Genomic DNA, 21401 nt, shown 5'->3' on the forward strand with positions numbered 1-21401 from the left:
ATTCAGTTGCCCGTGGTCGTGCCCTTGATGTCGCCGGTCCGCGAGAGCGACGCGCGCGCCGCGGCGATCACGTGGTCCGGCGTGAACCCGAACTGCTCGAACAGCACCTGGTACGGCGCGCTCGCCCCGAAGTGCTCCAGGCTCACGCACTCGCCGTACTCGCCGACGATCCGGTGCCAGGACATACCCACCCCGGCCTCCACGCTCACCCGGGCGGCGATGCCGCGCGGGATGACCTCCTCGCGGTACGCCTCGTCCTGGGCGAGGAACCACTCCAGGCACGGCATCGACACTACCCGGGTGGGCACCCCGTCGGCCTCCAAACGCGCCCGGGCGGTGAGGCAGGTCGCCACCTCCGAGCCCGTCCCGATGAGAATGACCTTGGGCTGGCCGTTCTCCGCGTCGGCGAGCACGTACCCGCCGCGCCGGGTGCCCGCGGCCGCGCCGTGGCTGTCCCGGTCCACGGTCGGCAGCGCCTGCCGGGTGAGGCACAGCGCGGTCGGCCGGTCGGTGTGCTCCAGCGCGGCCCGCCACGCCCACGCCGTCTCGTTGGCGTCCGCCGGCCGGACGACGTCCAGGCCGGGGATCGCCCGCAGCGCGGTCAGGTGCTCGACCGGCTGGTGGGTCGGGCCGTCCTCGCCGAGCCCGATCGAGTCGTGCGTCCAGACGTAGACCACCGGCAGCTTCATCAGCGCGGCCAGCCGGACGGCCGGGCGCATGTAGTCGGAGAAGACCAGGAAGGTGCCGCCGTACGGGCGGGTGCCGCCGTGCAGCGCGATGCCGTTGCAGATCGCGCCCATCGCGTGCTCGCGGATGCCGAAGTGCAGGGTCCGCCCGTACGGGTTGCCGGGGAACTCCTTCGTGGCGAACTCGCTCGGGATGAACGACGGCTCGCCCTTCATCGTCGTGTTGTTGCTCTCGGCCAGGTCGGCCGAGCCGCCCCACAGCTCCGGCAGCACCGGGGCGAGCGCGTTGAGTACCTGCCCGGACGCCGCCCGGGTGGCCAGGCCCTTGGCGTCGGGCGGGAACGTCGGCAGCGCGTCCGCCCAGTCCGCCGGCAGGGTGCGGCTGGCCAGCCGGTCGAACAGCGCCCTGCGCTGCGGGTTCGCCGCCGCCCAGCCGTCGAACGCCGCCTGCCACTTGGCCCGCGCCTCGCGGCCCCGGTCGACGACCTGGCGGGCGTGTTTGAGCACGGTGTCCTCGACGGCGAACGACGCCGCCGCGTCGAAGCCGAGGATCTTCTTGGTCGCCGCGACCTCCTCGGCGCCCAGCGCCGAGCCGTGGATCTTGCCGGTGTTCTGCTTCTTCGGCGCCGGCCAGCCGATCACCGTGCGCAGCGCGACGAACGTCGGCCGGTCCGTGCTGGCCCGGGCCCGCTCGAACGCGGCGTGCAGCGCCTCGATGTCCTCGGCGTACTGCTTGTCGTCGCGGTAGTTGCCGCGCCAGTCGACGACCTCGGTGTGCCAGCCGTACGCGGCGTACCGGGCCACCACGTCCTCGCTCTTGGCGATCCGGGTGTCGTCCTCGATCGAGATCTCGTTGTCGTCCCAGATCAGCGTGAGGTTGCCCAGCCGCTGGTGGCCGGCGAGCGCGCTCGCCTCGTGGCTGATCCCCTCCTCGATGTCGCCGTCGGAGGCCAGGCACCAGATGTGGTGGTCGAAGATCGACTCGCCGGCGGCGGCGTCCGGGTCGAACAGGCCGCGCTCGCGGCGGGCGGCCATCGCCATCCCGACCGCGTTGCCGATGCCCTGCCCGAGCGGGCCGGTGGTGGTCTCGACGCCGGGGGTGTGGCCGTGCTCGGGGTGGCCGGGGGTCTGCGAGTCCCACTGCCGCAGGTGCTGCAGGTCGGACAGGCTCAGGCCGTACCCCGACAGGTAGAGCTGGAGGTACAGGGTGAGGCTGGAGTGGCCGCAGGAGAGCACGAACCGGTCCCGCCCGGCCCAGTGCGGGTCGGTGGGGTCGTGCCGCATGGCCCGCTGGAACAGCAGGTACGCGGCGGGGGCGAGGCTCATCGCGGTCCCGGGGTGGCCGTTGCCGGCGTGCTCGACGGCGTCCATGGCCAGGACCCGGACGGTGTCCACGGCCCGGCGGTCGAGGTCAGACCAATTGAGGGCGTTGGCGGTGTCGGACACGGTGGTGTGCTCCCCACAGTCGGTAATCCCGGAGCGACGCGGGGCGCCCGGCGGGCGCAAAAGGCGTCAGCAGGCATGACATTACCGAGCCGGCATGAACGGCGTGCGGTGGATCACCAGGTGCGGACGTGGTCCCGGCGCGTCGCGCGCGGGGCCCGGCGGGGCGGCCGCCGCGGCCCGCCCGTTCGGGCCGGTCGCGGGGCCCGCGCACGCGATGGTCGGGCCGTGCGGGGCTGCGGCCGGGCTGCCGCGTACCCTGTGGGAGCGCGCCCGGCCGACCGGCCGCGCGCCGCGGAGTGAACCGCCCGCCGGAGCGTCTGCCCCCGGCGACCCGGACGGGTGATGGCGGTGCCGTCCGTGCCGCTCCCGGGGGGAGCGGCACCGGCCCGCGGCGCGGCGCCCGCTCGCGGAGCCCCGCGTGACGCCGGAAGGTGACCCATCGCCGTGACGCCGACTGCCAGTACGGTCAGCGACCGCCCGGCGGCGCCCGCGCCGCGCCTGACGCCGCGCCCGCCGCGGTCGTACGCGCAGCCCCGCCGCCGGACCGGCGCGGGCGCCGTGCTCCGGGCGTACGTGGCCCTCACCAAGCCCCGGATCATCGAACTGCTGCTGGTGACCACCGTGCCGGCGATGGTGCTGGCCGCCGGGCGGCTGCCGTCGCTGTGGCTGGTCGCCGTCGTCCTGGTCGGCGGCACCCTGGCGGCCGGCGCGGCGAACGCGCTGAACTGCTACATCGACCGCGACATCGACCAGGTCATGAAGCGCACGTCCCGCCGCCCGCTGCCCGCGCACACCGTCTCGCCGGTGGCCGCGCTGCGCTTCGGGCTGGTGCTGGCCGTGACGTCGGTGGCGCTGATGGCGGCGTTCACCAACCTGCTGGCGGCCGGGCTGACCGCGGCGGCGATCGTCTATTACGACGTCGTGTACACGCTGTGGCTCAAGCGGACCACCTGGCAGAACACCGTCTGGGGCGGGGTCTGCGGCGCGATGCCCGTGCTGATCGGCTGGGCCGCCGTCACCGGCGGGCTGGCGCCCGCGGCGTGGGTGCTGTTCGCGGTGGTCTTCCTCTGGCAGCCGCCGCACTTCTACGCGCTGGCGATCAAGTTCCGGGACGACTACGCCCGGGCCGGCATCCCCATGCTGCCGGTGGTCGCCTCCGCCCGCCGGGTGGGCGCGGAGAGCGTCGTGTACGCGTGGCTGACGCTGGCCGCCTCGCTGGCGCTCGGCGCCGTCGGCGCCGGCCCGGTGTACCTGGTGACGGCCGCGGTGACGGGCGGCCTGTTCGTCTGGGAGGCGCACGGCCTGTACCGGCGGGCCCGCCGGGGTGAGGCGCTGCGGCCGATGCGGCTATTCCACTGGTCGACCACGTACCTGACGCTGGTCTTCATCGCGGTCGCGGTCGACGCGCTCCTCTGATCGAAGCACGCTTATTTCCGGACCGGTCCGATAGAGTAGTCATATCCGACAATTCGTAATCGACCGAGTCGCTTCCTGTCCTGTTGGGCGAAAAAGCTTCTAGATATGTACTGATAAATCGGTCTGAAATAGGGCAGTATCGGTTTGGTGACGTTGCGGAATCATGAAGTAATTGGGATCACATTCACCCCGTGATACGCCCCTGGCCGCCCGGCGTTCCCCTTACTCTTCGGTCATGACTGAAGGTTCCAGTAGCACGCTGACGGTCGATGCGCCGGCCATCGAGGCGCCGGATCGGATCGTCAGCGCACTCAAGGCGTTCGCCGCCGGGCACGGCGGCGCGACCGCGGTCGTGGAGTACGTCGGCCGCCGGGGCGCCCGGATCGTGCTGGTGGGCAAGGACGGCGTGTGGGGCGACCAGTTCGCCGACGACACCGACGTCGCCCGCCGGGCCTGCGAGTTGGCCGAGGTACCGATCGAGAACAGTTGGGAGCGGGAGCTGGTCGAGTCGATGACCCCGACCAACGACCTGTGGCGCTCGATGTCCCGGCGGCTGCTGGCCCACTGAACCCCGCCCACCCGTGTCGAACGGCGGCGGCCCCCGGAGTGCCGGGCGGCCGCCGCCGTCGCCGTGGGCGGCTACTTCTCGGTCAGCACCCGGAAGCCGTAGTCCTCGCCCAGCTCCGCCGCGGTCTGCCGCTTGACGTGCTCCAGCACGGTGCTCAGCGGGCTGTAGATCGTCCACTCGGTGCCGTCGGTCGGGCAGGGGTGCGGCCTGCCGTCGTGGGGCGTCACGGTGCCGTTGTTCAGCAGGCCGAGCGCCGCGCCGTCGGCCTCGGTGAACAGCGGGCCGCCGCTGTCGCCCGGCCGGCTACAGATGTTGCTCTTGATGCCCGTGTCCAGGGCGATGATCTCGCCGCACCGGGTGCCGGGCACCACCCCGGTGTTGACCACGTACCCCGAGGACGGGCTGTCGTCGCCGGTGCCGGTACCGCACACCACCGTGCCGACGGCCATCGCGGAGAACGGCCGGACGCTGCGGATCGGCACGTCCCGCGGGGCGCACGGGCCCGACGACGGCACGCAGCGGGAGAGCACCAGGTTGCGCGGGCCCTTCACCCAGTAGTCGCGGGCGGACTTGTCGGCGAACGGGAGGAAGGCGTAGTCGGCCGGGTACGACGTCTGCCCGACCGGGCCGTTCTCGAAGCTGCCCTTCTCCGTGCCGATCGGCTTGTCCCGCAGGTCCCGGCGGAAGGTCAGCGTCGGGTTGCCGCCGTCGTTGAGGTACGGGCCGACGGTGCAGTGGCCCGCCGTCAGCACGTACTCGGTCGCCGTCCTCGCCGCGTACCCCAGGAAGCCCACCGTGCACTGCCCCCAGTCGGGGTTGGCCCGCGGCGAGGTCGGGTCCTGCGGGTACGCCGGCGCCGGGCGGTTGCGCTTGACGTCCAGCCGCATCCCCCCGCGCAGCGGCGCCGGGCAGGCCCGCACCTCGCACAGCGGCGGCCCGGCCGCCGCCGAGCGCGGCGCGCCGGCGTCGAAACGTCCGACCGCGACGAGCGCCGGGTCGACCGCGGGGGCGGCCAGCCGCTGCCCGGCGGGGGTGTCCGGGCGGGTCAGCAGCAGGACCCGGTTGGCGGCGACGTCGACGCCGACCTCGGCCGCCCGGCCGCGCGCGTTGACCGCCCGGTCCAGCCGGTCCCGCTCGCGGTCGAGCGCCGCGTGCGACCAGCGGGCCGGGTCCACCCGCACGCCGGGGCGCCCGGCGAGCGCGGCCCGGGCGCCGGCCGGGTCGGTCGAGTGGACCACCAGCACCCCGCCGCCGGCCTGGTCGAGCCGGTGCCCGGCGTACGAGTCGGGGAAGCGGCGGCGCAGCTCGGCGTCGAGCGCCGGCGCGGTGCCCTGCAACGCCAGCCGGCGCAGGGCCTCCCGCTCGCTGACGCCGTACCGCGCGCGCAGGTACGCGGTCGACCCGGGCGCCCCGGCGGCGGACACGGCCGGGGCGGCCGGCGGGGCGGGGGCCGCGGCGGCGACGCCGGGTACGGCGAGGGCGGTCCCGGCCAGGACGGCGGCGGCGCGGACTCGTGCGGGTCCCATGTGGTCTCCTCCCACTGCGTAGTGGGAAGGCTTCCACCGTCGCGGGCGGCCGGCAGCGAACTGTCGGCAACCGGACAGTGAACCCGGCGGGCGCCGGTCAGGCGGTGCGGGTGTGCGCGCGCGCGTGCAGGGCGGCCAGCCAGACCAGGCAGGCGCCGAGCAGGTGGGCCCCGACCAGCAGCTCCGGCAGGCCGGTGTAGTACTGCACGAAGCCCAGCACGCCCTGCGCCAGCTCGACGGCGAGCAGCGCCCACGCGGCCCGGACGGCGCCCGCCGGCGCGCCGCGCCGGCGCAGCAGCGCGAGCAGCGCCACGGTCAGCGCGACCAGCAGGTACACCGACGCCGCGTGCACCTTGGAGATCAGCTCGGGGTCGAGCCCGTTGCGGGCGGCGTCGGCGTCGCCGGAGTGCGGGCCGCTGCCGGTCACCAGCGTGCCGACCGCGAGCGCGAGCAGGGTCGCGGCGGCGAGCGCACCACCCAGCCGGCGGGCGCCGGTGCCCACCCCGGCCGGCGCCGCCCCCGGCGGCCGGCTGCGCCACCAGAACGCGTACGTCAGCGCCAGCAGCCCCATCGACAGCAGGAAGTGCCCGCCGACGACCAGCGGGTGCAGCTCCAGGTGCACGGTGATCCCGCCGACCACGCCCTGCACGCCGATCCCGACCAGGACGGCCAGCGCCAGCCCGAGCAGCCCGCGCGGGCGCGGGCGCAGCCGCCAGGCGGCGATCAGCCCGCCGAGCGCGACCAGGCCGACGACGAAGGTCAGGGTCCGGTTGCCGAACTCGATCGCCCCGTGGATGCCCATCTCGGGAGTGGTGACGTACGAGGCGTCGGTGCAGCGCGGCCAGGTCGGGCAGCCGAGGCCGGAGTTGGTGAGCCGGACGGCACCGCCCGTGACGACGATGCCGGCGTTCACGGCGATCGACGCCCATGCCCACCGGCGCACGCGGCGCAGCCGGTCCGGCGGGGGCGGCGGCGCGGGGGGCGCGGCGGGGGCCGCCACGGTCGTACCGGTCGTCATCGGGCGCACCTCGCTTCGCTCGGTCGCGGGCCATGGTACGCGGCGAGTCGATCTTGACGGCCGGCGGACCGTGACGTGCGCGACCCCGGTTTGCCGATGGGTCAAGAAATACGTCACACTGGTGTAGTGAAAAACGCGGTGGCGCTGGTGGTCGGCCTTCGGGCCGGCGATCCGGCGCGCCCCGACGAGCTCCCGGCCGGTGCCACCCGGCGCTCCGGCGGCCCGGCGGCCGGCCCGCCCGCGCGCCCGGTCGGCCCGATCCCGGGCACCGGCGGGCTGCCCGGCGAGCCCGACGGGCCGACCCGGGAGCGGGTCGCCCGGCTGCTGCGCGACCGCGGCCCGGCCACCGCCGCCGAACTGGCCGCGGCGCTCGGGATCGGCCCGGCCGGCGTCCGCCGGCACCTCGACGCCCTGCTCGCCGACGGCTTGATCACGCAGCGTGACGACGTCCGCACGGTCCAGCGGGGCCGGGGGCGGCCGGCGCGGCGGTTCGCGCTCACCGACGTGGGCCACGAGGCGATGAGCCCGCACATGTACGACGACCTCGCCGCCGCGGCCCTGCGCTGGATCGCCGCCCGGGGCGGGCCGGCCGCCGTCACGGCGTTCGCCGCGGCCCAGGTGGTCGGCCTGGAGCAGCGGTGCCGGACCGCGCTGGACGACGCCGGCGACGACCTCATCGCCCGGGCGGAGGCTCTTGCCGGGGCGCTGACGGCCGAGGGTTACGCTGCGAGCGCGTCCGCCATCACCTCCGGCGGGCAGCTCTGCCAGCACCACTGCCCGGTCGCGCAGGTGGCCGCGGAGTTCCCCCAACTCTGCGAGGCCGAGACCGCGGTCATCGCCCGACTGATCGGCACCCACGTGCAGCGGTTGGCGACCATCGCACACGGGGATGGGGTGTGTACGACACACATCCCGGCGCCCGGGCCGACCGGCCCGCGCGCACGGATCGACACCGTCACCACTGTGAGGACCGAGAGATGACCGAGCAGATCGTGCCGCCCACGCAGGAGGAGCAGCTCGCCGCCCTGGGCAAGTACGAGTACGGCTGGGCCGACGCCGACATCGCCGGCGCCGCGGCCCAGCGCGGCCTGTCCGAGGCCGTCGTCCGGGACATCTCCGCCAAGAAGAGCGAGCCCGAGTGGATGCTCGACCTGCGGCTCAAGGGCCTGCGGCTGTTCGGCCGCAAGCCGATGCCGACCTGGGGCTCCGACCTGTCCGGGATCGACTTCGACAACATCAAGTACTTCGTCCGGTCCACCGAGAAGCAGGCGGCCTCGTGGGAGGACCTGCCCGAGGACATCAAGAACACCTACGACCGGCTGGGCATCCCCGAGGCGGAGAAGCAGCGGCTGGTCGCGGGCGTGGCGGCCCAGTACGAGTCCGAGGTCGTCTACCACAAGATCCGCGAGGACCTGGAGGAGCAGGGCGTCGTCTTCCTCGACACCGACACCGCCCTCAAGGAGCACCCGGAGATCTTCCGGGAGTACTTCGGCACCGTGATCCCGGTCGGCGACAACAAGTTCGCCGCGCTGAACACCGCGGTCTGGTCCGGCGGCTCGTTCATCTACGTGCCCAAGGGCGTCAACGTGGAGATCCCGCTCCAGGCGTACTTCCGGATCAACACCGAGAACATGGGCCAGTTCGAGCGGACCCTGATCATCGTCGACGAGGGCGCGTACGTGCACTACGTCGAGGGCTGCACCGCCCCGATCTACTCGTCCGACTCGCTGCACAGCGCGGTCGTCGAGATCATCGTGCGGAAGAACGCGCGCTGCCGGTACACGACCATCCAGAACTGGTCGAACAACGTCTACAACCTCGTCACCAAGCGCGCGGTCTGCCACGAGGGCGCGACGATGGAGTGGATCGACGGCAACATCGGCTCCAAGGTCACGATGAAGTACCCGGCCGTGTTCATGACCGGCGAGCACGCCAAGGGCGAGGTGCTCAGCGTCGCCATGGCCGGCGAGGGCCAGCACCAGGACGCCGGCGCCAAGATGGTGCACGCCGCCCCGCACACCTCCTCGACCATCGTCAGCAAGTCGATCGCCCGCGGCGGCGGCCGGACCTCGTACCGGGGGCTGGTGCAGGTGCTGGAGGGCTCGCACCACAGCGCCAGCACGGTGAAGTGCGACGCGCTGCTGGTCGATACCATCTCCCGGTCCGACACCTACCCGTACGTCGACATCCGCGAGGACGACGTCAACATGGGCCACGAGGCCACGGTCTCCAAGGTGAGCGACGACCAGCTCTTCTACCTGATGAGCCGCGGTCTGAGCGAGGACGAGGCGATGGCCATGATCGTCCGGGGCTTCATCGAGCCGATCGCCAAGGAGCTGCCGATGGAGTACGCCCTCGAACTCAACCGGCTCATCGAACTGCAGATGGAAGGCGCGGTCGGCTGACCCATGACCACCGATACCCTGACCACTCCGACGGTCCCCGCCAGCACGAAGGCCGAGGCGCTGCGCTCGTACGACGTGGCCGACTTCCCGGCGCTGACCGGCCGCGAGGAGGACTGGCGGTTCACCCCGCTCAAGCGCCTGCGCGGCCTGGCCGCCGGGGACGGCGGCCCGCTGGGCGCCGCCCCCGAGCTGACCCATGACGCGCTGCCCGCCGGGGTCGCCGTCGGCACGATCGACCGGGCCGACCCGCGGATCGGCAGCGTGCTCACCCCGACCGACCGGGTCAGCGCGCTGGCGTACGGGCGGTTCGACAAGGCCGCGCTGATCAGCGTCGCGCCGGACGCCGACGTGGCCGGGCCGGCGCTGCTGCGGCTGGCCGGGGCCGGCGCCGACGGCGCCGCGTTCGGGCACACGTTCGTCGAGGTGGGCCGGTTCGCCCGGGCCACCCTGGTGCTCGAGTCGGTCGGCTCGACCACGCTCGCCGACAACGTCGAGGTCCGGGTGGCCGACGGCGCGCAGCTCACCCTGGTCACCGTCGCCGAGTGGGCGCCCGACGCGGTCCAGGCCCAGCGCGTCGCGATCGAGGTCGGCCGCGACGCCCGGGTCATCCACGTCCAGGTCACCCTGGGCGGGGACCTGGTCCGCCAGTACACCACCGTGACGTACGCGGGCCGCGGCGGCGAGGCCGACCTGTTCGGCCTGTACTTCGCCGACGCCGGGCAGCACCTGGAGCACCGGCAGCTCGTCGACCACACGGTGCCGGACTGCCGCAGCAACGTCGGCTACCGCGGGGCGCTGCAGGGCGCCGGCGCGCACACCGTCTGGGTCGGCGACGTGCTGATCCGGGCGGCGGCCACCGGCACCGACACGTACGAGATCAACCGCAACCTGCTGCTCACCGACGGCGCCCGGGCCGACTCGGTGCCGAACCTGGAGATCGAGACCGGCGAGGTGGCCGGCGCCGGCCACGCCAGCGCGACCGGCCGGTTCGACGACGAGCACCTGTTCTACCTGATGTCCCGGGGCATCCCCGAGGACCAGGCGCGCAAGCTGGTCGTCCGCGGGTTCTTCGCCGAGCTGCTCGGCAAGATCCCGGTCGAGGAGCTGCGCGACCGGCTCGGCGCGGTCATCGAGGCCCGGCTGGCCCGGGCCGAGGGGCTGGCCGGGGCGCAATGATCAAGGTCTGCGCCGCGGCCGACGTGGCGAAGGGCACCGCGGTGGCCGCCGACATCGACGGCACCGCGGTCGCCATCGTGCACGCCGACGACGACGGCTTCTACGCCATCCACGACGAGTGCTCGCACGCCGCGATCGCGCTGTCCGAGGGCGAGGTGGACGGCTGCACCATCGAGTGCTGGCTGCACGGCTCCCGCTTCGACCTGCGCACCGGGGCACCGAGCGGCCCGCCGGCCCTCACGCCGGTACCGACCTACCCCGTCGAGATCCGCGACGGCGACCTGTACATCGACCTGACACCGAGCAACGGAGTGACCGCATGAGCACCTTGGAGATCCGCGACCTACAGGTGTCGGTGAGGCTGCCCGAGGGTGAGTCGAAGCCGATCCTGGCCGGGGTCACGCTCACCGTGCGGTCCGGCGAGACCCACGCGATCATGGGGCCGAACGGCTCCGGCAAGTCCACCCTCGCCTACTCGATCGCCGGGCACCCGCGGTACGAGATCACCGGCGGCCAGGTCCTGCTCGACGGCCAGGACCTGCTCGAACTGGCCGTGGACGAGCGGGCCCGGGCCGGGCTGTTCCTGGCGATGCAGTACCCGGTCGAGGTGCCGGGCGTGTCGGTGGCGAACTTCCTGCGGACCGCGAAGACCGCGATCGACGGCGAGGCGCCGAAGCTGCGCACCTGGGCCGGCGAGCTGCGCGGCGCCATGGAGCGGCTGCACATGGACCCGGCGTTCGCCCAGCGCAACGTCAACGAGGGCTTCTCCGGCGGCGAGAAGAAGCGGCACGAGATCGTCCAGATGGAGCTGCTCAAGCCGAAGGTGGCGATCCTCGACGAGACCGACTCCGGCCTCGACGTGGACGCGCTGCGGGTGGTCAGCGAGGGCGTGAACCGGGTCCGCGACACCGGCGAGACCGGCCTGCTGCTGATCACCCACTACACCCGGATCCTGCGCTACATCAAGCCGGACTTCGTGCACGTCTTCGTCGGCGGCCGGATCGTCGAGGAGGGCGGGCCGGAGCTGGCGGACAAGCTGGAGGCCGACGGGTACGAGCGCTACACCACGGCCGCCGCCACCCGCGACTGAGGCCGGAGGGCAGTGACGATGACCGCCATCGAGATCCCCCGGGGCATGCCGCAGTACGCCGACCGGCCCCGACTCGACCCGTACGCCCTGCGCGCCGACTTCCCGATCCTGGACCGCGAGGTCAACGGGCAGCCGATGGTCTACCTGGACAGCGCGAACACCGCGCAGAAGCCCCGGCAGGTCATCGACGCGATCCGCGAGCACCTGGAGCAGCACAACGCCAACGTGGCCCGCTCCGTGCACACCCTCGGCACCGAGGCGACCGAGGCGTACGAGGGGGCGCGGGCGAAGGTGGCCGCGTTCATCGGCGCCGCGACCCCCGACGAGATCGTGTTCACCAAGAACGCCACCGAGGCGATCAACCTGGTGGCGTACGCCTTCGGCCACCCCGGGCCGGACGGCGACCCGCGGTTCCGGCTCGGCCCCGGCGACGAGGTGGTGATCTCCGAAATGGAGCACCACTCCAACATCGTGCCGTGGCAGTTGCTCTGCGAGCGCACGGGCGCGACCCTGCGCTGGTTCGGCGTCACCGACGCCGGCCGGCTGCACCTGGACGACCTCGACGATCTGATCAACGAGCGGACGAAGATCATCGCCTATACGGCGGTGTCCAACGTGCTCGGCACGATCAACCCGACCTCGGCGATCACCGCGCGGGCGCGCGAGGTCGGCGCGCTGGTCCTGCTGGACGCCTCCCAGGCCGTTCCGCACCGGCCCACCGACCTGGCCGACCTGGGCGCCGACTTCCTGGCGTTCACCGGCCACAAGATGTGCGGCCCGACCGGCATCGGCGTGCTCTGGGGCCGCGGCGAGCTGCTGGCGGCGATGCCGCCGTTCCTCGCCGGCGGCTCGATGATCGAGACGGTGACGCTGGAGCGGACCACGTTCGCCGCCCCGCCGGCCCGGTTCGAGGCCGGCACCCCGCCGATCGCCGAGGCCGTCGGCCTCGGCGCCGCCGTGGACTACCTGTCCGCGGTCGGCATGGACGCCGTGGCCTGGCACGAGAAGGAGCTGACGGCGTACGCCCTGGACGCCCTGGGCACCGTGCCCGGCCTGCGGCTGTTCGGCCCGGCCACCCCGGTCGGCCGCGGCGGCACGCTGTCGTTCGCCCTGGACGGCATCCACCCGCACGACGTCGGCCAGGTGCTCGACTCGCTCGGCGTCCAGGTCCGGGTCGGGCACCACTGCGCCCGGCCGCTGATGGTCCGCTACGGCGTGCCGGCGATGACCCGCGCCTCGCTCCACCTCTACTCGACCGCCGAGGAGGTCGACGCGCTGGTGCGCGGCCTGGAGCACGTCCGGAAGGTGTTCGCCTGATGCAGCTCGACACGCTGTACCAGGAGATCATCCTGGACCACTACAAGCACCCACAGGGCCGCGGGCTGCGCGAGCCGTACGCGGCCGAGGTGCACCACGTCAACCCGACGTGCGGCGACGAGATCACGCTGCGGGTCGCGCTGGACGGCGACCGGCTGGCGGACGTCTCGTACGACGGTCAGGGCTGCTCGATCAGCCAGGCGGCGGCGAGCGTGCTGCACGAGCTGTGCAGCGGGCGCCCGCTGGACGGCGCGCTGGCGGTGCACGCGGCGTTCGTCGAGCTGATGGCCGGCCGGGGGGCGGTCGAGCCGGACGAGGACGTCCTCGGCGACGCGGTGGCGTTCGCGGGGGTGGCGCGGTACCCGGCCCGGGTGAAGTGCGCGCTGCTGTCCTGGATGGCGTTCAAGGACGCCGCGCTGCGCGCGGCGGGGGAGTCGGGGCTGGCGCTGGCGACGAACGAGCGGGAGGCGATGTGATGAGCGAGTCGACGGAGACGGCGCCGGCGCGGACGGGGTCGGCGGCGTACCTGCGCCCCGACGAGCCGGGTGCGGCGGCTGCCGCCGACGCGGACGCTGCGGTGAACTCGGCGGCTGCGGTGGCGGCTGCGGGCGCTGCGGCGGCTTCGGATGCTGTGGTGGATCCGGTGGCTGCGGGCACTGTGGTGGCTTCGGACGCGGCGGCTTCGGACGCGGTGGTGGCTTCGGACGTGGACGCCGACGCCGAGGTGCGTGCGGCGGCCGGCGACGGGTCGGCGTCGGCCGGCGGCGCGGCGGCCGGCCCGGTCGGCGACCGGCCGAAGGCCAGCGTCGGCGATGTCGAGGAGGCGATGAAGGACGTCGTCGACCCCGAGCTGGGGATCAACGTCGTGGACCTCGGCCTGCTGTATGGGGTGCACATCGACGACGACCACGTGGCGACGCTGGACATGACGCTGACGTCGGCGGCCTGCCCGCTGACGGACGTCATCGAGGACCAGACGCGGCAGGCGCTGACGACGGGGCCGGGCGGCGGCCTGGTGTCGGACATCCGGATCAACTGGGTGTGGCTGCCGCCGTGGGGCCCGGACAAGATCTCGGACGAGGGGCGGGACCAACTCCGCGCCCTCGGCTTCAACGTCTGATCATCCGGCCGGGCCAGCAGGCCCGGCCGGATGGCCGTAGCGACCTCGGGTGACCGGCTGGTCGCATCTTGTGGAACTTCGCGTCACCGACCGGCAAATTTGCCGGGAGACCTTGCGGATGTGTCTGCTGTCACATCTACTGGTCTCGATTCGTCGATACCCAGGTCGACGATATCTGCGCGATCGGCCGCCCGGGGATCCCCCGATCATCCTGTGGCCGGTGTGCGCCGACGCACCCGAGGAGATCCACATGACCAGGCGATCCACCCTTCTCGCCGCCGCTGCCGCAGTCACCGTTGCCCTCACCTCCGTCCCGTTCGTCGCGAACGCCGCCGAGGTCGACCCCACCCCCGGTCAGAACCGCATCGTCGGCGGCAAGCCCGCCACCCAGGGCCAGTTCCCGTGGATGGTCCGGCTGAGCATGGGCTGCGGTGGAACGCTCGTATCCCCGGACATCGTCATCAGTGCTGCCCACTGTTTCTCGCCCTCGACCAAGTCGGTGACGACATACAATGGCGACATCGAGTGGTCCAAGGGCCAGAAGAACCAGTCGACCAAGTTCCGTATCGGAACGCCGCCGAACAAGCCGACTCCCAAGGACTGGGCAGTGTTGAAGCTGGATCAGCCGTACAGCGGGGTGACTCAGTTCCCGGTCTTCCCGGCGACCGATAAGTACAACGCGGTACCCACGTTCCGCGCGGCCGGCTGGGGAGCCACCAAGGAGGGCGGCTCCGGCTCGAAGACGCTGCTCTACGTCGATGTCCCGCTCGTTCCGGACACCGACAGGTCCTGCAGCAAGTCGCCGAGCACGGAAATCTGCGCAGGCGATCTTAAGAAGGGCGGCATCGACACCTGCCAAGGCGACTCCGGTGGCCCGCTGCTGTCGCCGAAGAACGGCTCGATGGACGTTAAGCCGGACGAGTGGGTGCTCGTGGGAATGACGAGTTGGGGTGAGGGTTGCGCGCGGCCCAACTATCCCGGTCACTATGCTGAGCTTACCGCTGTGCGCACCGAGGTTCTGAATGCGATCAAGGAGCTCGGCGGTCAGGCGCCGGCCAACATGGAGACCGTCTGATCTGATGGTTTACACGCGGGCGACCGCATCGACCCGACTCGGGGCCGGTGCGGTCGTTCCATGTCGAGCCCGCCCATCCTGTAGCTCGTATCACAGATCGTCGGTGGCGCGCGCCCCTGGCGGGTCGGGTTGCCCGCAAGTCCAATCCGGTCAGCCGGCTTCGCCTCGTCGCTGTCGGATTACGGACACAAGCGGCGTCCTCGGTGGACATCAGACCGATATGCTTCCAGCATGCGACCTCGCCGCTGCTTTGCCTTGGCCATGATCCTGTTTGCTGTGTTGAGCTTCACGCTGCCGGTTCCCGCCTCGGCTGCGGCGACGGGTTTGGCCGCGTGCCGTCCGGGGGAGGGCAACTCGGGCAAGCTCGCGCTGGTACGTGGTGAGCGGGCGTACACCGTGACGGTGGCGGGCTGGGTGCGTCGCTGCCGGCCCCTGCCCGGCCCGGCTGATCGACTGCTCTCGGCTCTCGTGGTGCACTCCATGGACGGCAGCGGGGAAAGCTGGGTGACGAGCTCCAGTCCGGCCTACCCGCCGGGCAAGAAGTTCGCCCGAAAGTTCGCCGGGGTCAACGTCGGCGTCTACGGATTCTGGTCCAAGGGTCTGGTGTGTCTGCATGCCGGAAATGTCACCCTGGATTGCTGGTACATCGTCATGCGCTCGGCTCAGGGCAAGCCAGAAGTGATGTCTGTTGGGCGCATGTGGCTGCGTCCGCCCTATGACAAAGACACGCATCATCCACGCCCCAACTGCGGCACGTGTTGGTGACCGTGCTGGCCACGGGAGTACCGAAAACCTGTATCGCTCCAGGGCGGTCGGACCCAGACTGGCGGGATGTGGAGTGCGTTGTGGGAGGGTGTCGTCGCCGGTTACGGCGTCGCGGTGCCGGTGGGCGCGATCGGTGTCCTGATCATCGGTCTGAGCGCCCGACAGTCCCCCCGCGTGGGCGCCGGCGCCGCACTGGGAGCTGCCACCGCTGATGCTCTGTACGCTGTCCTCGCCGTCCTCGGCGGCGCAGCTCTGGCCGCGCTCATCGCCCCTGTTGCCGGCGCGACCCGCTGGGTGGCCGCCGCCGTCCTCGCTGCTATCGGCCTTCGTACGGGATGGGTGGCCTGGCGCGACCGCGTCGTAGCCGCTCGCGTTGCCGTGACGCGGGGCGGTCTCACGACATTCGGGCGGGCCTACCTCGGGGTGCTGGCGCTGACGCTACTCAACCCGGCAACGGTGGTGTACTTCGCCGCGTTGGTCCTCGGGCGCCGGGCTGAGCAGGACATCTCGGGCGCCGCTGCGGCGACATTCGTGGGAGGGGCGGCGGCGGCATCGGCGAGCTGGCAGTTGCTGCTCGCCGGTGGGGGAGTCCTCGTCGGTCGGGCGCTGTCCGGACCGCGCGGGCGGCTCGCGACCGGGCTGATCTCCGCCATAGTTATCGTGGTGCTTGCCGTCCGGCTGGTCCGATAGTTCGGTCCGCTTGCATCGGGCGGGAGCGTTGGCGGGACGGAGTGTCGGCTATCCGACCTGCGTCGACACGGTGGACCGCAGGCCGCTATTGGCGTCGACCGATATCATATGTTTATGGGACAACGCTGCATCCTCATGCCCTTGACCGTGATCGTGGTCATGTTCCTGTCGGCGGTGGCACCGATGCCCGCCAGTGCTGCCGAGTTGCCCCCCTGTCGACTCGGCGAGGGCAACTCGGGCCAGCTCAACGTGCGGGTCCGGAACGATGACCTGGAGTTTTCGGGCTGGGTGCGCCGCTGCCGTTCAGTGCCGGGACCGGAGGGTGCGCGACCTTGGGCATTCGGCTGGCACAACATGCGCGAGTTTCCGGGCGTCTCCGGAGTCGAACCGATGAGCCCTGCATACCCGCCGGGTCAGCGCTTCGTACGGCGGTTCACCCTGGTCTTCGATACCTCGAGAACGCCCGGACATGAACTATTGTGCCTGCACGCCGAGATGGTGGCCCTCGACTGTTGGTACGTAGTCACGCGCTCGGTAGCGGGCGGTGGGACCCGCGCCGTCCCGATCGGCCAGGTGGGCCTGCGGCCGCCTTTTGACGACGACACGGCCGTTCCGCGACCCAACTGCGGAACCTGTTGGTGAGAACCCCTCATGAACCGCACGATGAGCAGGTGCGGTGGCGCCAGCCGGGCGATGGGATTGTCGGTGGTGGTCATCGTGGTATTGGCCGTCCGGCTGGTCCGCTGACGCCCATCGGGCAGCACCGTCCGCGGAACGGACCGACCGTTGCCGGTTTGCCGATGTGGTTATTGCGCGAGTGATCGGCATCACTTTTACTCTTCGATGAGCGTCGATGGAGCCGTCATTGAACCGGATGGGGCGGCCGTACGGGGCGACGGGCTCGGCGATCGGGGGATGGTCGCCGGGCCCGTCTTCGTAACGGCCGGGACCGGCCGGATCGGATCGTCCGCCGGGCGGCGCAACCCAACCGGACCTCGCCGGCCGCGCTCCGCTTGGGCTCCCGGCCGCTCATCGCGCCGCCCCCGGGCGCTGGTCGACCGGCTCGCCCGCCCACCCGGAACCCGGCCCGAACGCCCAACACGCCGGTCCATCTGTTCGCCGCCGCGCGAGCGCCCGACAGTCATTCGGAACGGGCCCGGCCGGTAGCGTGGCGGGCATGTCCGCAAAGTCAGGCGCCGACGGCAGTCGCTGGGTCGAGGTTCCGCCCGCACGCCTCGACCGCTGGCTGGCCGGCTTCGCTGCCCGACACGGCACCCCGATCACGCCCGCCGACCCCGCCATGCCTGTCGACGTCGCTGCGACCGGCGGCGCCGCGACGCCCGCCGACCCCGCCGCGGCTGCCGACCCCGACGCCCTGCTGCTGCGCGCCCCCGACGGCGCCGCCGCCGCCCTGTACCCGCCGCCCGGCATCGCCGTACCGACCGACGTCGACGCCCTCTCCGCCGCGCTGCGCGCGCCGGGTCCGCTCGGCCTGGTCCTGGCCCGGCGGGGCGCGGTCGCCGTCGCGGTAGCCGACGGGGACGCACTCACTCGAACCAAGGTCGACACCCGGTACGTGCAGGGGCGCACCGCCGCCGGCGGTTGGTCGCAGCAGCGGTTCGCCCGCCGTCGCGCCAACCAGACGACCGCCGTCGTGGAGGCGGCGGTGGAGGTGGTGGCGCGGCTGCTCGTACCGGAGGCGCCGCGACTGGCTGCGGTGGTCTGCGGCGGCGACCGGGAGCTGCTCGACCGGATCATGCGGGACCGGCGGCTGACTGCCCTGGCGGCCCTGCGGCACCCGCGGCGGCTGGATGTCCCGGAGCCGCGGCACGCGGTGCTGGTCGCGGCGCTGGCGGCGGCGCGCGCGGTGCGCATCCGCGTCACCGACCCGCCGCCGGCACCGATCGGCCCGGAACCGTCGGATGACGCGCCCCGGCCGGCGTCGGCCGACCCCGCGGCACCCGCCGGAGCCTGAGCCGAACTCGCATCCGCACCCTATGCGGCGGGCCGAACCTCGGCCGGCGCCGACGAAAACTCGTCGCTGGCGGAGGCAACGCCGGCCGCGCGGGCCGCGGGCCGCAGGCTTTGGTCAGAGGGCGCCGGCGAACGTGTCGCAGCGGGTCGGGTCGCCCGCGTCGTAGCCGGTCCGGAACCATCGCTGCCGGTCCGCCGACGAGCCGTGGGTGAACGCCGATTCGTTGACCCGGCCGCCCATCCGCTGCTGGATCGCGTCGTCGCCGATCCGGGCCGCGGTGTCCAGGCCCTCCTGGATGTCGGTGGCGGTGATGCTGGTGAACAGCGGCTGGCCGGCCCGGTCGTCGGTACCGGTGGCGTTGCGCGCCCACGCCCCGGCGTAGCAGTCGGCCTGGAGTTCCAGCATGACCGAGTATCGGTTGGCGTTGCCCGGGTCGCGCTGCTGCGCCCGGCGCATCTGGCCCTCGGTACCGAGCAGGGTCTGGACGTGGTGGCCGTACTCGTGGGCGAGCACGTACGGTTGGGCGAACTCCCCGCGCGCCCCGAGCTGGTCGGCGAGCGTCCGGTAGAAGGTCAGGTCGATGTAGATGCGCTGGTCGGCGGGGCAGTAGAACGGGCCGACGCCGGAGTCGGCGGCGCCGCAGCCGGTGCGGACGCCGCTGCTGAAGAACGTGGTCTGCGCCGCCTTGTACGGGCGGCCGAAGCGCTGCGGCAGGGCGTCGCGCCAGTAGTCCTGGACCGAGTTCACGTAGAGGGCGTTGCGGCAGTCGAGGTTCTTCAGCCGGTCCGGCTGGCTGCACCGCTCCCGCAGCGCGGGCGCGTCGGCCGCGGTGCCGCCGGGGTCGTCGGCGAGCTGGGAGTATCCGAAGGTCCCGCCGCCGACCAGCGTCACCAGTACGGCGATCAGCAGGCCGACCCAGCCGCCCCGCCCGCTCGGCAGCGGGATGCCGGCCAGCGACCCGCCGCCGCCGGACCCGCGCTGGTCCGTCACCTGGCTGGTGTCGATCTCCGCCTTGTCGTTCAGCTCCATGGCCATCCCTGTCGATCCGTCGGTTCGCCGTCGTCGTACCCGGGCGGCCCGGGCGCCAACCCCGGGGTCGGCGCGGGGCGCGGGTAAGCTGGGGGCGATTCCGCGCCCGCCGTACGGGTGCGCCCCGCGCGGCCTGTCGTGCCGGGGGCAGCGTACGGGCGGGCACCGCGACCCCGACCGGCGCCCGCGGCGGCGCGGCCCGCCCCGGCGGGTCGGCCAGCCGAGAGTGAGCACCTCCTCCATGATCACCGCCACGGGGCTCGAACTGCGCGCCGGCGCCCGGATCCTGCTGTCCGAGACCACCCTGCGGGTGCAGCCGGGCGACCGGATCGGCCTGGTCGGCCGCAACGGCGCCGGCAAGACCACCACGATGCGGGCGCTGGCCGGCGAGAGCCTGCCGTACGCCGGGCGGATCGAGCGGCGCGGGGCCGTCGGCTACCTGCCGCAGGACCCGCGCACCGGCGACCTCAGCGTCACCGCGCGTGACCGGGTGCTGTCCGCGCGCGGGCTGGCCGACCTGCTGAGCGAGATGAAGGCCGTCGAGGGCGAGCTGGCCGTGTCACCGGAGGACCGGCTGATCCGCCGGTACGGGGCGCTGGAGGACCGGTTCGCGGCCCTCGGCGGGTACGGCGCCGAGGCCGAGGCGGCCCGCATCTGCGCCAACCTCGGCCTGCCGGACCGGGTGCTCGCCCAGTCGATCGGCACGCTGTCCGGCGGGCAGCGGCGGCGGGTCGAGCTGGCCCGGCTGCTGTTCCGGGAGACCGCCGACGACGGCGGCGGGACGCTGCTGCTGGACGAGCCGACCAACCACCTCGACGCCGACTCGATCGCCTGGCTGCGCGGCTTCCTGGCCGGGCACAAGGGCGGCCTGATCGTGATCAGCCACGACGCCGGGCTGCTGGAGGCGGTGGTGAACCGGGTCTGGTACCTGGACGCCAACCGGGCCGTCGCCGACATGTACAGCCTCGGCTGGACCGCGTACCTCGCCCAGCGGGAGACCGACGAGCGGCGGCGCAAGCGGGAGCGGGCGAACGCCGAGAAGAAGGCCGGCGCGCTGATGGCCCAGGCGGACAAGATGCGGGCGAAGGCCACCAAGACGGTCGCCGCGCAGAACATGGCCCGGCGGGCCGAGCGGCTGCTGTCCGGGCTGGAGGCCGAGCACGCCGGCGACCGGACGGCGAAGGTCCGCTTCCCGCAGCCCGCGCCGTGCGGGAAGACGCCGCTGACCGCGCACGCACTGTCCAAATCGTACGGCTCGCTCGAGGTCTTCACCGATGTGGACCTCGCGGTGGACCGCGGCTCCCGGGTGGCCATCCTCGGCCTGAACGGCGCCGGCAAGACGACGCTGCTGCGCATCCTCTGCGGGCTGCTCCCGGCGGACACCGGCGAGGTGCGGCCGGGGCACGGCCTGCGGCTGGGGTACTTCGCCCAGGAGCACGAGCAGCTCGACCTGGACCGCACGGTACTGGAGAACATGCGCACCGCCGCCACCGAGCAGAGTGACACCGAACTGCGCACGGTCCTCGGCGCGTTCCTCTTCTCGGGTGACGACGTGAACAAGCCCGCGGGCGTCCTATCGGGCGGGGAGAAGACCCGGCTGGCCCTGGCGACCCTGGTCTGCTCCGGCGCGAACCTCATTCTGCTCGATGAGCCGACGAACAATCTGGACCCGGTCAGCCGGGAGCAGGTATTGGCGGCGATCTCTCGGTATCCCGGGGCGATCGTGCTGGTCAGCCACGATCCGGGGGCGGTCGCGGCGCTGCGTCCGGACCGCGCGATCCTGCTGCCGGACGGGGACGAGGACGCCTGGAGCGACGACCTGCTCGAGTTGGTCGAGTTGGCCTAGCGGCGCCGCTGTATAACTGCGATTTCCTGAATTGGCCAGACAAACGTCGGGTAATTGACAGACGCGTGCGTGTCGGTTGGCGAACATTCAATCCCTGGCGCATGATCGTTCGAGACGGTCTAATGGGTGGGGTCGTCGCGCGGCACCGCGCCACGACGGCACACCGCGCCACCGGGCCACGGCGGTGCAGTGTGCCACCGGTGTCGCGTCGGGGATCGCCGTCCACATGACAGTCCGCTCCACGCACGACCAC

20 protein-coding genes are annotated in these 21401 nt (G+C 72.7%); 16 read left to right on the forward strand and 4 right to left on the reverse strand.

Going from position 1 to position 21401, the window contains the following annotated elements; translation table 11 throughout:
• Positions 1-2 precede the first annotated feature (2 nt).
• Positions 3-2132, reverse strand: a complete 2130-nt coding sequence (gene tkt, locus IEY94_RS04240) for a transketolase (protein ID WP_189168649.1) — start codon at positions 2130-2132, stop codon at positions 3-5.
• 444 nt (positions 2133-2576) lie between these two features.
• Between tkt and IEY94_RS04245 the strand changes: the two genes are divergently transcribed.
• Together IEY94_RS04245 and IEY94_RS04250 are read left to right on the forward strand one after the other, a co-directional pair.
• Positions 2577-3548 carry a heme o synthase gene (locus tag IEY94_RS04245; protein WP_373291194.1) on the forward strand — a complete coding sequence of 324 codons (972 nt, stop codon included), beginning with the start codon at positions 2577-2579 and terminating at the stop codon, positions 3546-3548.
• A gap of 235 nt (positions 3549-3783) precedes the next feature.
• A complete protein-coding gene (locus IEY94_RS04250) occupies positions 3784-4116 on the forward strand; it encodes a hypothetical protein (protein WP_189168650.1) in 333 nt (110 codons plus the stop codon).
• A 71-nt stretch (positions 4117-4187) separates the two neighbouring features.
• On the opposite strand, the gene IEY94_RS04255 is transcribed toward IEY94_RS04250, so the two are convergent.
• Both IEY94_RS04255 and IEY94_RS04260 read right to left on the reverse strand, forming a co-directional pair.
• The gene (locus tag IEY94_RS04255; RefSeq protein WP_189168651.1) at positions 4188-5642 is read right to left on the reverse strand and encodes a chymotrypsin family serine protease; all 1455 of its coding nucleotides are present in this window, start codon (positions 5640-5642) and stop codon (positions 4188-4190) included.
• Between the two features lie 97 nt (positions 5643-5739).
• The gene (locus tag IEY94_RS04260) at positions 5740-6660 is read right to left on the reverse strand and encodes a COX15/CtaA family protein (RefSeq protein WP_189168652.1); all 921 of its coding nucleotides are present in this window, start codon (positions 6658-6660) and stop codon (positions 5740-5742) included.
• Between the two features lie 258 nt (positions 6661-6918).
• Here IEY94_RS04260 and IEY94_RS04265 point away from each other — a divergent pair, with 258 nt between their 5' ends.
• The 13 genes from IEY94_RS04265 to IEY94_RS04325 all read left to right on the forward strand — a co-directional run bounded on the left by IEY94_RS04265 (position 6919) and on the right by IEY94_RS04325 (position 18273).
• Positions 6919-7641 (forward strand): helix-turn-helix transcriptional regulator, encoded by a 723-nt coding sequence (locus IEY94_RS04265; protein WP_229783330.1) that lies wholly within the window; start codon positions 6919-6921, stop codon positions 7639-7641.
• A complete protein-coding gene (gene sufB / locus IEY94_RS04270) occupies positions 7638-9065 on the forward strand; it encodes a Fe-S cluster assembly protein SufB (RefSeq protein WP_189168653.1) in 1428 nt (475 codons plus the stop codon). Before IEY94_RS04265 ends, sufB begins: the two co-directional genes overlap by 4 nt.
• 3 nt (positions 9066-9068) lie before the next feature.
• Positions 9069-10241, forward strand: coding sequence for a Fe-S cluster assembly protein SufD (sufD, locus tag IEY94_RS04275; RefSeq protein WP_189168654.1), 1173 nt, complete (start codon positions 9069-9071; stop codon positions 10239-10241).
• On the forward strand, positions 10238-10564 hold the full coding sequence (locus tag IEY94_RS04280) for a non-heme iron oxygenase ferredoxin subunit (protein ID WP_189168655.1): 327 nt from the start codon (positions 10238-10240) through the stop codon (positions 10562-10564). The genes sufD and IEY94_RS04280 overlap by 4 nt, the downstream gene beginning before the upstream one ends.
• Positions 10561-11331: a Fe-S cluster assembly ATPase SufC gene (sufC, locus tag IEY94_RS04285; RefSeq protein WP_189168656.1), complete on the forward strand. Its 771-nt coding sequence runs from the start codon at positions 10561-10563 to the stop codon at positions 11329-11331. The genes IEY94_RS04280 and sufC overlap by 4 nt, the downstream gene beginning before the upstream one ends.
• Positions 11332-11349: 18 nt before the next feature.
• Complete coding sequence (locus tag IEY94_RS04290) at positions 11350-12648, forward strand: cysteine desulfurase (RefSeq protein ID WP_189168657.1); 1299 nt, start codon at positions 11350-11352, stop codon at positions 12646-12648.
• On the forward strand, positions 12648-13124 hold the full coding sequence (gene sufU / locus IEY94_RS04295) for a Fe-S cluster assembly sulfur transfer protein SufU (protein WP_189168658.1): 477 nt from the start codon (positions 12648-12650) through the stop codon (positions 13122-13124). Before IEY94_RS04290 ends, sufU begins: the two co-directional genes overlap by 1 nt.
• 230 nt (positions 13125-13354) lie before the next feature.
• On the forward strand, positions 13355-13768 hold the full coding sequence (locus IEY94_RS04300; protein ID WP_373291208.1) for a metal-sulfur cluster assembly factor: 414 nt from the start codon (positions 13355-13357) through the stop codon (positions 13766-13768).
• A 49-nt stretch (positions 13769-13817) separates the two neighbouring features.
• Positions 13818-14843 carry a S1 family peptidase gene (locus IEY94_RS04305; RefSeq protein WP_229783287.1) on the forward strand — a complete coding sequence of 342 codons (1026 nt, stop codon included), beginning with the start codon at positions 13818-13820 and terminating at the stop codon, positions 14841-14843.
• Between the two features lie 231 nt (positions 14844-15074).
• Positions 15075-15608: a hypothetical protein gene (locus IEY94_RS04310; RefSeq protein WP_189168659.1), complete on the forward strand. Its 534-nt coding sequence runs from the start codon at positions 15075-15077 to the stop codon at positions 15606-15608.
• Positions 15609-15674: 66 nt separating this feature from the next.
• Positions 15675-16298: a LysE family transporter gene (locus tag IEY94_RS04315; protein ID WP_189168660.1), complete on the forward strand. Its 624-nt coding sequence runs from the start codon at positions 15675-15677 to the stop codon at positions 16296-16298.
• Between the two features lie 141 nt (positions 16299-16439).
• On the forward strand, positions 16440-16940 hold the full coding sequence (locus IEY94_RS04320) for a hypothetical protein (protein ID WP_189168661.1): 501 nt from the start codon (positions 16440-16442) through the stop codon (positions 16938-16940).
• A 535-nt stretch (positions 16941-17475) separates the two neighbouring features.
• Positions 17476-18273, forward strand: coding sequence for an acVLRF1 family peptidyl-tRNA hydrolase (locus IEY94_RS04325; RefSeq protein WP_189168662.1), 798 nt, complete (start codon positions 17476-17478; stop codon positions 18271-18273).
• A gap of 114 nt (positions 18274-18387) precedes the next feature.
• Here IEY94_RS04325 and ypfJ read toward each other — a convergent pair whose 3' ends face one another.
• The gene (gene ypfJ, locus IEY94_RS04330; RefSeq protein ID WP_189168826.1) at positions 18388-19302 is read right to left on the reverse strand and encodes a KPN_02809 family neutral zinc metallopeptidase; all 915 of its coding nucleotides are present in this window, start codon (positions 19300-19302) and stop codon (positions 18388-18390) included.
• Between the two features lie 241 nt (positions 19303-19543).
• Between ypfJ and IEY94_RS04335 the strand changes: the two genes are divergently transcribed.
• Positions 19544-21148 (forward strand): ABC-F family ATP-binding cassette domain-containing protein, encoded by a 1605-nt coding sequence (locus IEY94_RS04335; RefSeq protein WP_189168663.1) that lies wholly within the window; start codon positions 19544-19546, stop codon positions 21146-21148.
• Positions 21149-21401: the final 253 nt, after the last annotated feature.

The sequence above is a fragment of the Pilimelia anulata genome (assembly GCF_014647895.1).
Lineage (GTDB): Bacteria > Actinomycetota > Actinomycetes > Mycobacteriales > Micromonosporaceae > Pilimelia > Pilimelia anulata.